This window comes from Enterococcus crotali (genome assembly GCF_000633635.1).
GTDB classification, from domain to species: Bacteria; Bacillota; Bacilli; order Lactobacillales; family Enterococcaceae; genus Enterococcus_L; species Enterococcus_L crotali.
The window spans coordinates 81,486-94,427 of sequence record NZ_AYPQ01000002.1 but is presented as its reverse complement, the minus strand read 5'-3'; the positions used below and the strand labels follow the sequence as shown (position 1 = coordinate 94,427).

The 12,942-nt window shown below is 36.6% G+C and carries 12 protein-coding genes and 2 pseudogenes; 2 read left to right on the top strand and 12 right to left on the bottom strand.

Annotation, left to right across the window (positions count from 1 at the left end; genetic code table 11):
• Window positions 1–139: 139 nt before the first annotated feature.
• Complete coding sequence (gene hprK, locus V192_RS0105185) at window positions 140–1,078, bottom strand: HPr(Ser) kinase/phosphatase (RefSeq protein ID WP_025869243.1); 939 nt, start codon at window positions 1,076–1,078, stop codon at window positions 140–142.
• Between the two features lie 242 nt (window positions 1,079–1,320).
• Here hprK and V192_RS19355 point away from each other — a divergent pair, with 242 nt between their 5' ends.
• Window positions 1,321–2,061: a GIY-YIG nuclease family protein gene (locus V192_RS19355; protein ID WP_239644575.1), complete on the top strand. Its 741-nt coding sequence runs from the start codon at window positions 1,321–1,323 to the stop codon at window positions 2,059–2,061.
• Between the two features lie 26 nt (window positions 2,062–2,087).
• Window positions 2,088–2,291: a hypothetical protein gene (locus tag V192_RS21950; RefSeq protein ID WP_239644574.1), complete on the top strand. Its 204-nt coding sequence runs from the start codon at window positions 2,088–2,090 to the stop codon at window positions 2,289–2,291.
• Window positions 2,292–2,399: 108 nt separating this feature from the next.
• Here the strand turns inward: V192_RS21950 and V192_RS0105175 are convergent, their stop codons facing one another.
• The 11 genes and pseudogenes from V192_RS0105175 to pstB (V192_RS0105125) all read right to left on the bottom strand — a co-directional run bounded on the left by V192_RS0105175 (window position 2,400) and on the right by pstB (V192_RS0105125) (window position 12,928).
• Entirely contained in the window at window positions 2,400–2,759 is a 360-nt protein-coding gene (locus V192_RS0105175) for a phage holin family protein (protein ID WP_025869242.1), read from the bottom strand.
• Window positions 2,759–3,074: pseudogene (locus tag V192_RS19350) on the bottom strand (PspC domain-containing protein). Before V192_RS19350 ends, V192_RS0105175 begins: the two are co-directional and overlap by 1 nt.
• A 169-nt stretch (window positions 3,075–3,243) precedes the next feature.
• Window positions 3,244–4,845, bottom strand: a complete 1,602-nt coding sequence (gene liaX, locus V192_RS0105165; RefSeq protein ID WP_025869241.1) for a daptomycin-sensing surface protein LiaX — start codon at window positions 4,843–4,845, stop codon at window positions 3,244–3,246.
• Between the two features lie 283 nt (window positions 4,846–5,128).
• A pseudogene (locus V192_RS19345) lies at window positions 5,129–6,429 on the bottom strand (pyrimidine-nucleoside phosphorylase).
• 71 nt (window positions 6,430–6,500) lie between these two features.
• Window positions 6,501–7,133 carry a deoxyribose-phosphate aldolase gene (deoC, locus tag V192_RS0105155; protein WP_029948131.1) on the bottom strand — a complete coding sequence of 211 codons (633 nt, stop codon included), beginning with the start codon at window positions 7,131–7,133 and terminating at the stop codon, window positions 6,501–6,503.
• Window positions 7,134–7,239: 106 nt separating this feature from the next.
• On the bottom strand, window positions 7,240–8,178 hold the full coding sequence (locus V192_RS0105150) for a sugar-binding transcriptional regulator (protein WP_025869239.1): 939 nt from the start codon (window positions 8,176–8,178) through the stop codon (window positions 7,240–7,242).
• Between the two features lie 68 nt (window positions 8,179–8,246).
• Complete coding sequence (locus V192_RS0105145) at window positions 8,247–9,011, bottom strand: tyrosine-protein phosphatase (RefSeq protein WP_025869238.1); 765 nt, start codon at window positions 9,009–9,011, stop codon at window positions 8,247–8,249.
• Window positions 9,012–9,026: 15 nt separating this feature from the next.
• Window positions 9,027–10,412, bottom strand: coding sequence for a hexose-6-phosphate:phosphate antiporter (gene uhpT, locus V192_RS0105140; protein ID WP_239644573.1), 1,386 nt, complete (start codon window positions 10,410–10,412; stop codon window positions 9,027–9,029).
• 257 nt (window positions 10,413–10,669) lie between these two features.
• A complete protein-coding gene (gene phoU, locus V192_RS0105135; RefSeq protein ID WP_025869236.1) occupies window positions 10,670–11,341 on the bottom strand; it encodes a phosphate signaling complex protein PhoU in 672 nt (223 codons plus the stop codon).
• Between the two features lie 17 nt (window positions 11,342–11,358).
• On the bottom strand, window positions 11,359–12,117 hold the full coding sequence (gene pstB, locus V192_RS0105130) for a phosphate ABC transporter ATP-binding protein PstB (protein ID WP_025869235.1): 759 nt from the start codon (window positions 12,115–12,117) through the stop codon (window positions 11,359–11,361).
• Window positions 12,118–12,127: 10 nt separating this feature from the next.
• Complete coding sequence (pstB, locus tag V192_RS0105125; RefSeq protein WP_025869234.1) at window positions 12,128–12,928, bottom strand: phosphate ABC transporter ATP-binding protein PstB; 801 nt, start codon at window positions 12,926–12,928, stop codon at window positions 12,128–12,130.
• Window positions 12,929–12,942 lie beyond the last annotated feature (14 nt).

The following is a 12,942-nucleotide window of genomic DNA, read 5'->3' as shown; positions in this document are numbered from 1 at the left end:
TTGCCACAATCAGATTTTATCTTTTTTCCGAAGACCTTCAATCCTTAGAGCTTTAGCTCTTAGGAATTATTGAGATCGAAGCAGAGCGTAATACTAGCTCGTAAAGCTAGATAGTAAATGGTCACAATATTTTGCTTTACTACTCTACACCAGAGTTCTCTTCAATCAATCGAGTCAAACGCTCTTCAAATGCTTTCGTTGCATCATACCCCATAGTCTTCGCACGGAAATTCATTGCGGCAACTTCAATAATGATTGCCACATTTCGTCCAGTTTTAACAGGGATACGGATTTGCGGAACATCCACACTAGCGATTTCCACCATTGCATCATCTGAACCTAAGCGATCATATTTTTTATCTTTTTCCCATGCCTCTAAATAAACCACCAATTGGACCTGCATAAAGCCACGGACGGCACTTGCACCAAATAAATTCATTACATCAATAATACCAATTCCACGAATTTCGATCAAATGCTGCAAGATTTTTGGTGGCTCACCAACCACAGTCAATTCGTCTTGTTGATAAACATCTACACGATCGTCTGCGATCAATCGGTGACCACGCTTGATCAATTCTAATGCCGTTTCGCTCTTTCCAATACCACTGTCCCCTTGAATCAAGACGCCTAAGCCATAAACATCCACTAAAACGCCATGCACACTGGTTCTCGCAGCTAGTCGACTATCTAAATAACTTGATAATTCCCCTAATAATCTTGAAGTTGAAATTGGCGAGCGTAAAACTGCCAAGCCTTTTTCTTTGGCTGCCTGTACCATTTCTTCAGGCGCTTCCAGGCCTCTAGAGATAATAAAAGCGGGTGTATCCTTCTCACATAAACGACGCATAACCATCAATCGTTCTTCTGGTATCATCCGCTCTGAAAACGTGATCTCCTTGCTGCCAAACAGTTGCAAGCGATTATGAGGATAGTAATTAAAATAACCTGTTAACTCCAATCCAGGGCGTGAAATATCGCCAGTTGTGATTTCTCTATTTAAACTTTCTTCATCGCCATAAACGACTTCTAAAGAAAGCTTTTTTACCAGTTGATGAATTTTTACAACTTCTTCCATGTCTATCATTCATTCCTTTCCTCTACTCGTACCATTTTATCATTTCAAGTAGGAAGTTTCTAGCTATTCGAAAGATTGTCCTTGTTTTGTTTATGTTCTTTGTGCTAAGACTCGCTTTATGTTTATTATTTAGCAGAAAATAGTCGGCCATATCCGTAAATGATTGACTATCCTACATTAATTTGTATACTTAATTTGTATGACTATATCCAGCCAAAACAAGCGATTGGATGTGCGCCTTTATGAAAGAACAACTGAAAAATCAAGTAAAAGCTCTACCTTTGACCCCAGGTGTGTATTTAATGAAAGACAGGTATGGAGAGATCATCTATATCGGAAAAGCAAAAAAGCTGCGAGAACGTGTCAGCAGTTACTTTGTTAAAAATAAACAACACTCCAGTAAAACACTACGTTTAATCCAGCAACTAACTGCTTTTGATGTGATTGAAGTAGAATCTGAACTTGATGCTTTATTACTGGAATGCCAACTGATCCAAACACATCGCCCAATCTATAATCGGCAAATGAACGCTTTTGAGAAATATAAATATATCGAAATCAATACCGAAACTGAAAAACTTTCAATTAATATACTTTCTGTTCCTACAAAAACAAACTGCTTTGGTCCATTCTCGATCAATAGAAAACTGTCTGAATTAAAGTTGATTTTAGAAAACTTATATGGATTGAATCAACAGAACTACTGGCAGCACTCTCTTTTAGAAAATACGCCCGAACCTTTAGAGCTAGACATTGCCGCAAAAGAACTATTAGGTGCCTTTACATTGAGCAACAAATTGCCTCAAAAACGTTTAGAAGTAAAAATGAAGTCAGCCTCAGACAATCAATCATTTGAAAAAGCACTAAAATTGCGTGAAGACTGGCAATTTCTTACTCGTTTCTTTATTCATAATGAAAAATTGATTTTAGCAAACCAAACCACTTGGCAATTATTATCCGTTCCAGTCGATTCAAAAAAATAAAATACTATCTGATTCATCAGGGACTTGTGATAAGCGATCGAACAATTACCCAACGAACGTTTACTAAGTATACGCCTGGTGAGCTAGCGAAAAAAATCCTACCTAAACGTACACCTGAAAATATTCAGCATTTTTCCAAAAACCAAGTTGATTTTATTAATATTTTATATAGTTACATCAATCAACACAAAGAATGCCAACTAGTTGATCTCTCTGATCCGTTTGCATAAAAAAGACCTGCAGCATAACTCTTTGAGCTATACTGCAGGTCTTTAAAATCCGAATAAAGGACGGCCACTCTTATTCACTTCTGAGATGAACACATCTATCTACTCTTCTTATTCACTGTATTTATCCATATTACGTTCACTGACAATTGCATTGACTAATGACATAATGACGGCCATTAGAATCGCTGCCCCAAAGCTAGAAAAACCAAAATTCATTTCTCCAACGAATGAAGAGGTCATCTTCAAAATTGCCGCATTTATAATAAAGCTAAATAACCCAAATGTCAGTAAGGTCAATGGAAGCGATAGAATCGTCAACACTGGTTTCACTAGCATATTCAATATAGAAAGAACAAATGCTGCGATAATCGCCATCCAGATACTCCTTACATAAATCATATTCGGGAAAATCACTGAGAGTGAAACAAATGTCAACGTGTTAACAACCAGACGTTGAAAATAGCTCATTAAAAGTCACTCCAGTCATCGTCGTTCACTTTTTCAGCTTGCTTTCTTTGCTTTTGATCATTCGCATAAGGGTTGGCATTACGAGTATTTCTGTTATATGGGTTTTGGTGACCATAGCTGTTATTTCTCGCTCTACCTGAAGGAATCAATACAGCTAAGACAATGTATAACAAAATTGGGCTGCCGATAAAGATAAAGCTCGCTACCACATAAATCACACGTACGATTGTAGGATCGATACCTAACCATTCTGCGATTCCCGCTAGTTCCTGTTAATACCACATTATTGGGAGATTTTGTCAATCGTTTTCTCATGTTTTTTCACCTCTCCTTTCTTAAATTTTACAATAGAATGGATAAAGAATCATCCTTTTTTTGTATTTTTTTGCCTATTAATAGTTAAGAGCGTTGCCTACTTTAGACTACCACTCTTAACTACCTTTAAGCAGTCGACACCTTTTTAAATAGTCAATATTCTACACATTTATTTATCTGTGTCTTTTAAATAAATGTTTCCTGTTGTTGTAGAAGCATTGATTTGTGCCATATTTTCATCATCTAATCGTCTAAATTGCAATAATTGATTGGTTCTTTCTTTCTTTTCACGAACTACTTCGTAATCACTTAGGCGACTATTGACGCTACCTAAACTTGTTTTTACTGTACCTTCGACTCCCAGTTCAACTGGCAACGCGATTTTCACATTTCCATTAACAGAACTTGCTTCGACTTTACGCAATGTGTGCTCTTTTGCTGTGATGCGAACATCGCCATTGATCAATGAAACACCGATCGTTTGAGGTGTTGCAGCAATCGTTACGGTCCCATTGACCGTTTCGATGATATTATCTAGAATTTCACCATCCAAGACTTTAATATCACCATTCACGCCTTCAATTTCAAGCATTGTCGCATCGATTTTGTTAAATGTAATTGAGCCATTTGTTGATTTTGTATATACATCTTTCGCTTTTAATGATTCGATAGATACATTTCCATTCAATAACTTAATCGATACATGATCAAATGTGCGCTCTGGTAAGTAGAAAATCAAGTCTGCACGAACACGTTTATTTGGAATTTGGAAAGAAATCACTTCGTCATCCACATCGATTTGGCTTCTTTCTAAGAAAGCTTCCAGCGGTGTTTCAGCATCCATTTTGCCATAAAGTTTGATTTTACCTTCTACTTTGACATCTGGTTGATCCCATGTTTTGAATACGATATTACCATTCGCTACTTTAACGTCGATCAAACTTGCAAGTGGTGCTGGATAATTAAATTCATGTTCAAATTTCGTTGTTGCAACGCCAGGAACTTTGAAGCTAACATCTTTCCATTCCATATTGTCATTCATCGTTTCTGAGAATGAACTGAATGTTTTCTTAAGGAATGAGCCTAATTGTGAACCCGCCTCACTCATTTTTTCTCCGACTTGGTTGATTGTATCTGTTGCTTGATCTTTCCAGTCATCAGGAATATCAAATTTTGAAGTGACACGGTCTTTTGTTTCTGACCATTGTTCTTTTCGAATATTTTTCAATTCTGCATCTAAAGCAACTTTTTCTTGGATTCTTTCATCTAGAGAATCTTCTAGTGATTTGATTTCAGTTTCTAGTGATGTTCTTAATTCCAACTCTTCAGCTGTTAATTCACTCAACTCTTCTTTTGTGTTTAATTCCATCAATTTTTCTTGTGCTTCTTTGATTTCTTCTTTTACACCAGCAATTTCTGCATTGACTTCATCTAACTCTACAGAAGCTCGATTTGCTTTAGTTGCTAAATCATCTAGAATTTTTTCTAAGCGTTCATGATCCGCTGCTTCTTTTGCTTTTAACTCTTCATCAGTGATCTCAGGTTCGATGGTTTCATCTTCTTCCTGATTTTCTAACTTATTTAATAATTCTTCGACTCTGTCATTTTCTTTTGTGTCAACTGTTGGATTTGTTACATTTACTTGGTCGGCAGCTTTTTTGATTTGCTTTTCATCTTTTTCTGTTGCCATATTTTCTAATAATACTAAAGCTTCCTCTGAAGATAGGATACCTTTTTTGACTAAATCTAATACTCTTTCTCTTTCTTTCATGGAAATTGCCTCCTTAGCAAATTTTTCACCCGAGGGTGTTTTCCTTATGTACCTATTATGCCTTCTTTTTGATTGTTTGTCATAGGACTTAAGAATGAATTTTGGGTAGTCCTAAAGGGTAATCGTTCCTTTATTTAATAATACTACCGATTTTGATACATTTAATAGGAAGAACACTTCATCAAAAAAAGAAAAGATAGGGACATACTTCCTAGAGTTAAACTCTAAGGCCCCAATCTCTTCTATAATATACATGCGCTTTTTATTTTTTTAACTACTTAGACTAATTGTGGATCTCACGATAAATCAATTTACTTTCTTGAACATCTGATCCTATACGGATATTCTCCTTGATCATCGCTACAACGTCAGCAACCTCTTGTTGATTAGCAAAAATCGTTACTAAGCTGTCACCTTTTTTCACTGGATCACCAACTTTTTTTCTTAAAATCAACCCAACGGCTAGGTCAATATCATCTTCTTTTGTTTCACGACCAGCGCCAAGTTTCATTGCCGCTACACCGATATTATCTGCGACGATTTCTGAAACAAAACCATCCGAATCAGAAGTAACTTCAATTTCAAAGTTAGCTTGTGGCAATCGTTTAGGCTCATCGACCCAGTTAGGATTGCCCCCTTGGTTTTTGATAAATTGTTTGAATTTGACTAACGCTGAACCATCTTTGATCACGCCTGTTAACAGCTCTCTAGCTTTTGCTAATGAATCCGTCTTACCAGAAAGAACAACCATCTGACTACCTAGCGTCAAGACCAATTCAGTTAAATCTTCTGGGCCATTTCCTTGTAAGGTATCGATTGCTTCTTGCACTTCTAATGAGTTCCCAATTGCATTTCCTAAAGGTTGTGACATATCAGAAATGATCGCCATAGTATTTCTACCAACTAAATTACCGATTCTAACCATTGCAGACGCTAGTTCTACTGCCTCCTCCTCGGTTTTCATGAATGCACCCGCACCTGTCTTAACATCTAAAACAATGGCATCTGCACCTGCTGCAATTTTTTTACTCATGATTGAACTTGCAATCAAAGGGATTGAGCTAACTGTTGCTGTAACGTCTCGTAAAGCATAAAGTTTTTTATCTGCTGGTGTGAGATTACCTGATTGACCGATCACTGAAATTTTATCGCGATTGACCATTTCAGTAAATTCATCATCCGTCAATTCTACATGAAACCCTTCGAAGCTTCCAATTTATCAATGGTGCCGCCTGTATGTCCTAAACCACGCCCTGACATTTTTGCAAATGGAATATCCAACGCTGCAACTAATGGTGCTAAAACTAATGTCGTCGTATCACCAACACCGCCTGTTGAGTGTTTATCGACTTTGACACCTTCTATATTCGATAAATCAATTACATCACCTGAATGAACCATAGCCAATGTTAAATCCGCTCGTTCTGCATCTGACATGTCTTGAAAGTAGACCGCCATTAAAAAGGCACTTGCCTGATAATCCGGAATTGTTCCATTTGTTAAACCTTCAACAAAAAATTCGATTTCTTCTTTACTCAGTTCATGACCATTTCGTTTTTTTTCAATGATATCGACCATTCTCATATTTTGTACCTCACAATCTTCATTGTTTAAATTTTAATAACCACCTGTGGTATCATTCATTGATCCATCTACTATGCAACGCTTGAACTTGCCCCTACTCTTGATGCGCCAGCGTGAATCATAGCTTTTGCATCTTCGGCTGTGCGAACGCCACCTGATGCTTTTACGCCAATCGTTGGACCAACTGTTTTACGCATCAACGCAATATCTTTGATCGTCGCGCCACCAGTTGAAAAGCCGGTTGACGTTTTCACAAAATCTGCACCTGCTTGAACAGATAGTTTTGAAGCCGTGGCAATTTCTCTGTCTGTTAACAAACAATTTTCAAGAATCACTTTGACCAATGCTTTGCCTTGAGCTGATTCGACAACAGCTTTGATATCTTTTAACACCGTTTCTTCATCACCAGATTTTAGTGCGCCAACATTAATCACCATATCAATTTCTGTTGCCCCATTTTTAATAGCATCTGCTGCTTCAAAGGCCTTTGTTGCTGTTGTGTTTGCTCCTAGGGGAAAACCAATAACTGTGCAAATATCAACAGAGGTACCAGCTAATTCTTTACTTGCTAAAGCTACCCAATATGGATTCACACATACTGATGCAAATTCATACTTTTTGGCTTCCTCAATCAAGAGTAATACTGCATCCTCATCTGCTTCTGGTTTTAATAATGTGTGATCGATCATTTTGTTTATGTTCATTGTACTCTTCCTTTCAGAAATTCCGTTCTATACAAATGAAATTTCGTTCATAATAGCTATTTATAAAAGAGTAGAAAATAATGTCTACTCCGCGTACCAAATATAATTAATAACTTAACAGTTTCAGTGCTGTAAATTTATCGATCAGTAAAACATTGGCATATCCGCCAACTAAAGCACCATGAATGGCCTTGATTTTACGATCTCCACCCGCAATTAGAATAGATTTTTCTTTAGTCTTGAGTTCTTCAAGTTCAATACCGATCGTACGGCTATTGATTTCCTCATCACTGATTTGTCCATCTTCATTAAAGAATCTAGAACAGATATCACCAACCGCATTGGCTTTGAGCGACTTTTCTTCTTGCTCGGTGAAATAGCCCAATCGGAAATGCAGTGACTCACTTTGAACTGTTCCAACAGTAAAGACCGCAATATTTGCTTGTCTACCTAATTCGATGACTTTACTGATATGACGATCTTCAACGACCAAGTCCTTTGCTTTTTTACTATCTAAAATAACTGGCAAAGGAAATGTTCTTGCTTTTGTATTTAGAATCTCAGCAAAGAGTGTAATCGTCTCAAATGCATAATTGTTAACATCAAAGTAGGCAATCCCACCTTTTAGCTGAACAACTTCGACTCCTTTGACATCCATCCGACTCATCTTTGAAACCGTCTTGTGCATTGTGGTTCCCCAACTAACGCCGATAATATCTCCGTTTTTGATTGTATCTTCAAGATATTCAGCTGCATAAGCTGTTAAGTATTCCGAAATAGAGTTGTAATTGGGATCTGGTGAAAAAGCCACATGAACTTCTGCCAGTCCATATTTTTCTTTCAATTTTTTTTCGATTCCAAATAAATCAGAAAAAGGATCAAAAATCGTGATTTGAACATAGCCTTTTTCTTTGGCATAATTCAGTAAGCGCGAAATCGTTGGACGTGATACATTTAATTTCTCGGCTATTTCCTGCTGACTAAGTGAAGATTGATAGTAGAGCCTTGCAACTTCAATACTAAGTTGTTGTTTTTCTTTATCCATACTCATTGTCCGTTCCTTATTATTTAAGCCCATTATAGCAAGAACAAACAAGGAAGACAAATTGCACTTTATTCGTCAGTCAAATAAATATTTTTTAATTCAGAAAGTTTTTCTTGATCAAAATTCAAACATTCAGCTGCATACTTTTCTGCTGTACCAAAATTTTCCTCAATCAAACGAAAGGCATGATCCAGATATTCTTCTTTTACATAGAGTGCTGTCGCTAAGGATTCAAGTTGTTCTTCTGTAAATCCTTGCTCTCTAAATTGCTGCACTAATTCATCGTTGGCTTGCTTTCTTTCGGTATTTGTAATCAGAAAATCTTTATAAATTTCTTTCTTTTCTACCTCTAATAACATGAGCAATAATGCTGAAGCATAGCCTGTTCGATCTTTACCAGCAAAACAATGGAAAATTGTCGCACCATTTTTATTTGCTAAAATATATTCCATAAATTCTGTAAAACCTTCTTGTGCACCTGGATTCAAGACCAAATCCTCATAAACACCTAACATATGCTTGTCAACAGCATCAATTGATTTAAGTTTAGCAAAGTCAGCTAAACTTGCATTTTTGGCGTTCATTTTTCCAAGGAGATCTAAATTGACATATTCAACATCAGCGATTGGTGTATCTGGTGATTCACTGATTTCAAATTCTCTTCTAAAATCAATGATCCTTGTTAAACGAAAGTCATTAACTAAAGCAGTCTGTGTTTCTTGATCTAAATCGACTAGATGACCCGAGCGTAATAATTTTTTTTCTTTGACTGCTTTTCCTGCTTTATTTTTAATACCACCCAAATCTCTAAAATTTGTAATTTGTTTGTTCATTCGTCTTTTCCACCTTTATGCGTTTACTTTTTTTCTTCTTTTTTCTTCTGCCAATGCAACGATTCCTAAAAGAACAGCAATGATCACGATCGAAATGTAAAAGATGATAAAGGTATCATTCCAACCATGTAGTACATGTCCAAAGAAATTCACCCCATCTTTTGATGGATCAGAAATCTTAGCTAAAAGAATTTTTGCCATCGAATCACCAAATAGGTAAGCAAACGCTCCTAGTAACCCACCAGATACAACTGTCGCTTTTTTCGGAACAAAGCCCAACATAGATAAATTGATTAATAGTTGTGGACCAAAAACCATCATCCCTAACATAAACAGTGAGGCGTTGATCACAAATTCTGTTGTTCCCAACTGATACCCAATAATCCCAATCGGTAATAAGATCGTGCTGATCGTTGCGACTAAAGCCGGACGTCCTTTTAGCAAGTCTGAAATATAGCCCCAAGCCAGGCAACCGATCAAAGCACCCATTTCAAAATAAAAAATAGTTTGAGCTGCTGCTTCTTGTGAGAAATTCAAATGCTCTGTCACATATAACGGTGCCCAGTTATCAATGCCAATTCGCACGATATAAACAAATACGTTGGCTACACAAAGCACCCAAATATAAGGATTCGTTAGCAAATATTTTTTGAAAATCTCCCATTTTGTTAGATTTTCAGCGTCAACATTGGCTTCTTCTACTGGTTCACCAAAGATTTCCTCGCTTGAATTCCAACCTAAATCTTCAGGTCTATTCTTACCAATAAAGAATGTTACAACAGCTACAACAGCCGCTACCAACGCTGGAATAATAAACATTCCCGCAACTTGTCCCTTGAAAAAGGTCTGAGCACACCAAACAGCAAAAATTCCAGCAAAACCGCCGCCAATATTATGTGACGCATTCCATAACCCAATATATCTTCCACGATTACTTCTAGTTGTCCATTGCGTAATGACAGAAGCACAGCTAGGTCCACCCACACATTGAAACAACCCATTCAATGACCACAAAACCACGATCCAGCCCATCGGAACATTATTCATTGTAAACAATATTCCCATACACAAAACGGTAATTGAAGACAATAACAATAAAATAGATAAAATTTTCTTCGTGTTTTTGCCATCCACGATATAGCCGACAATAAATTTACCGAAACCGTACACGATAGAAAAGACAAAACCAATGTAGCCAAGATCTGTCGTTGTTAGGCCTAACTGACTTTTCAATAATGGCTGTGCCGCTTTAAAATTATTACGGATCATGTACATTGTGATGTAAATAACCACAACGACCAAAAACGGTTTCATAAATTCTTTGAACCAACGTTTTCTTTGTTCTGTTAACGTCAACTGACTTGTTTCACCAACAACTGCATTCGTTTCTTCCAAATTCACTCACCCCAAAATTTTAATTATAATGGTTAGCGCTTTCCAATATAAGTGTATAATACACGAGCACAGAACAAATGTAAACAGGTTATTGAAATTATGTTCATAATTATTTTTTACATTTTAGTCACTAATATTTTTAGACAGAAAAAATAAGTGTAGGATATAACTCGCGGAGTTATATCCTACACTTAAGGAATCCGAATAAACGATGGGCGTAAAAGTTTGTCTCACCCTCATCGTAATTGATTCTAGGTTATTCATTACTCATCGTGATTGCTATTCAACTCTGTGATTTTCCCTGTTGCCAAGTAGACAATCCACTCACAGATATTTGTCACATAATCACCGATACGTTCTAAATACGTAGCAACATGCAGATAATCGGTTCCACTGACAACCGTTTCCGGATTTGCCTGCATCGCTTTGATCGAATGACTGTAGATGCTGTCAAAATACTCATTCACACGAGCATCCATTTTAGCAATCATACGTGCATCTTTTTGATCAGTTTTCACATAAGCAATCAAGACATTATCAACCATTTTCTTCACATAGTCAGACATATCTGAAATTTCTTTTTCAATCTCAGGAATTCTGGTCTCACCTTTCAAGCGAATTGTTGATTTAGCGATTGATACGGCGTGATCCGCCATTCGTTCTAAGTCTGAGCTTGCTTTCATGACTGTAATGATCATTCTAAGATCTGTTGTCACCGGTTGTTGTAAGGCAATCATTTCAAAACTTTTCTTTTCTAGTTTTACTTCCATATCATTGATTTCTACATCATAATCAATGACTTCATTGGCAATTTTTTTATCATGGTTGATATAAGCACGTACAGACTTATGTACCACATTACTCACCATCATACCCATTTCATAAAATTGATTGTGCAAATTCAGTAATTCTTCTTCAAATTGGCTACGCAACATCTGTGTTCCTCCTTTTTTTATCCAAATTTTCCAGAAATATAATCTTCTGTTTGTTTTTCTTTGGGATTCAAGAATATTTTTTTCGTATCGTTAAATTCTATCAATTCTCCTTGTAAAAAGAAAGCAGTTTTATCAGAAATTCGTGAGGCTTGAGACATATTATGCGTCACCATAATCATTGTATATTTTTCTTTCAGTGTTAAAAGCATATTTTCGATTTTACCACTTGAAACAGGATCTAGCGCACTCGTTGGTTCATCTAATAAAATAATTTCAGGATCAACAGCTAAAACGCGAGCAATACAAACACGTTGTTGTTGTCCACCTGATAAAGATAAGGCGCTTTTATGCAGTTTATCTTTCACGTCTTCCCAAACAGAAGCTGCTTTTAAACTATTTTCCACAGCTTGGTCCAGCACTTGTTTGTCCTTTTCACCTTTTAAACGCAACCCATAGATTACATTTTCATAAATAGAAAAAGGAAACGGGTTGGGCTGTTGAAATACCATACCGATTTCTTTACGTAAATCTACGATATCTGTTTTTGGCCCATAGATATCTTTGCCTTTGTAAACTACACTTCCTGTGATCGTCACACCCGGAATCAAATCATTCATTCGATTCAGCGAACGTAGATAAGTTGATTTACCACAACCAGAAGGACCGATCATTGCAGTGATCTCTCCTTGGTTGATACTTAGATCGATACCTTTTAAGGCTTCTTTTTTACCATAATATAAATGCAAATCTTTTGATGAAATAATCTCTTTTGTCATCTTTCTCCTCCTAACCAAAATGTCCAGAAACATAATCTTCTGTCGCTTGAATTTTTGGTCGTGTAAAGATTTTTCTTGTTTCATCGTACTCAATTACTTTTCCTAAGTAGAAAAAGGCAGTGTAATCACTGATACGGGCAGCTTGTTGCATATTATGTGTAACAATAATGATTGTATAATCATCTTTCAAATTGACTAATGTTTCTTCGACTTTCCCTGTTGAGATCGGATCTAACGCACTTGCCGGCTCATCCAACAAAAGAATATCCGGCTTCATAGCGATAGCTCTAGCAATACATAGGCGCTGTTGCTGCCCACCTGATAAAGCTAACGCACTTTTACCTAGATTATCTTTAACTTGATCCCAAAGTGCAGCTTGTTTTAAGCTCGTTTCAACAATTTCATCGAGTTTTTTCTTGTCTTTTTCACCATGTTGTTTTAAGGCGAAGGTAATGTTTTCATAGATTGATTTACTAAACGGATTCGGGCGCTGAAATACCATGCCGATTCGTTTACGCATTTCATAAACATCAACTTCTTTGGTATTGACGTTCACACCTTTATACATGATATTTCCAGTCACTTTGGTGTTGGCGATTCCATCATTCATACGGTTCAATGAACGTAAATACGTCGATTTACCACAACCAGAAGGACCGATCAAGGCCGTGATTTTATTTTTTTCAAATTCTAAATCAACACCTTTGATTGCTTCATTGTCTCCATACCAAACATGTAGATCATCGGTATGTAAAGCGATTGGCTCTGGTAATTTAATAATATTGGTATCATTTAAATTATATTCTTTCATTCTGATTCCCCTAA

Bases quoted from the DNA above. Each gene is read 5' to 3' on its own strand.
- V192_RS0105175 (WP_025869242.1), bottom strand. From the start codon at position 2,759: ATGAGCTATTTTCAACGTCTGGTTGTTAACACGTTGACATTTGTTTCA.
- liaX (WP_025869241.1), bottom strand. From the start codon at position 4,845: ATGAAAGAAAGAGAAAGAGTATTAGATTTAGTCAAAAAAGGTATCCTA.
- deoC (WP_029948131.1), bottom strand. From the start codon at position 7,133: ATGAACATAAACAAAATGATCGATCACACATTATTAAAACCAGAAGCA.
- V192_RS0105150 (WP_025869239.1), bottom strand. From the start codon at position 8,178: ATGGATAAAGAAAAACAACAACTTAGTATTGAAGTTGCAAGGCTCTAC.
- pstB (WP_025869234.1), bottom strand. From the start codon at position 12,928: ATGAAAGAATATAATTTAAATGATACCAATATTATTAAATTACCAGAG.
- V192_RS19355 (WP_239644575.1), top strand. From the start codon at position 1,321: ATGAAAGAACAACTGAAAAATCAAGTAAAAGCTCTACCTTTGACCCCA.
- pstB (WP_025869235.1), bottom strand. From the start codon at position 12,117: ATGACAAAAGAGATTATTTCATCAAAAGATTTGCATTTATATTATGGT.
- V192_RS0105145 (WP_025869238.1), bottom strand. From the start codon at position 9,011: ATGAACAAACAAATTACAAATTTTAGAGATTTGGGTGGTATTAAAAAT.
- phoU (WP_025869236.1), bottom strand. From the start codon at position 11,341: ATGTTGCGTAGCCAATTTGAAGAAGAATTACTGAATTTGCACAATCAA.
- hprK (WP_025869243.1), bottom strand. From the start codon at position 1,078: ATGGAAGAAGTTGTAAAAATTCATCAACTGGTAAAAAAGCTTTCTTTA.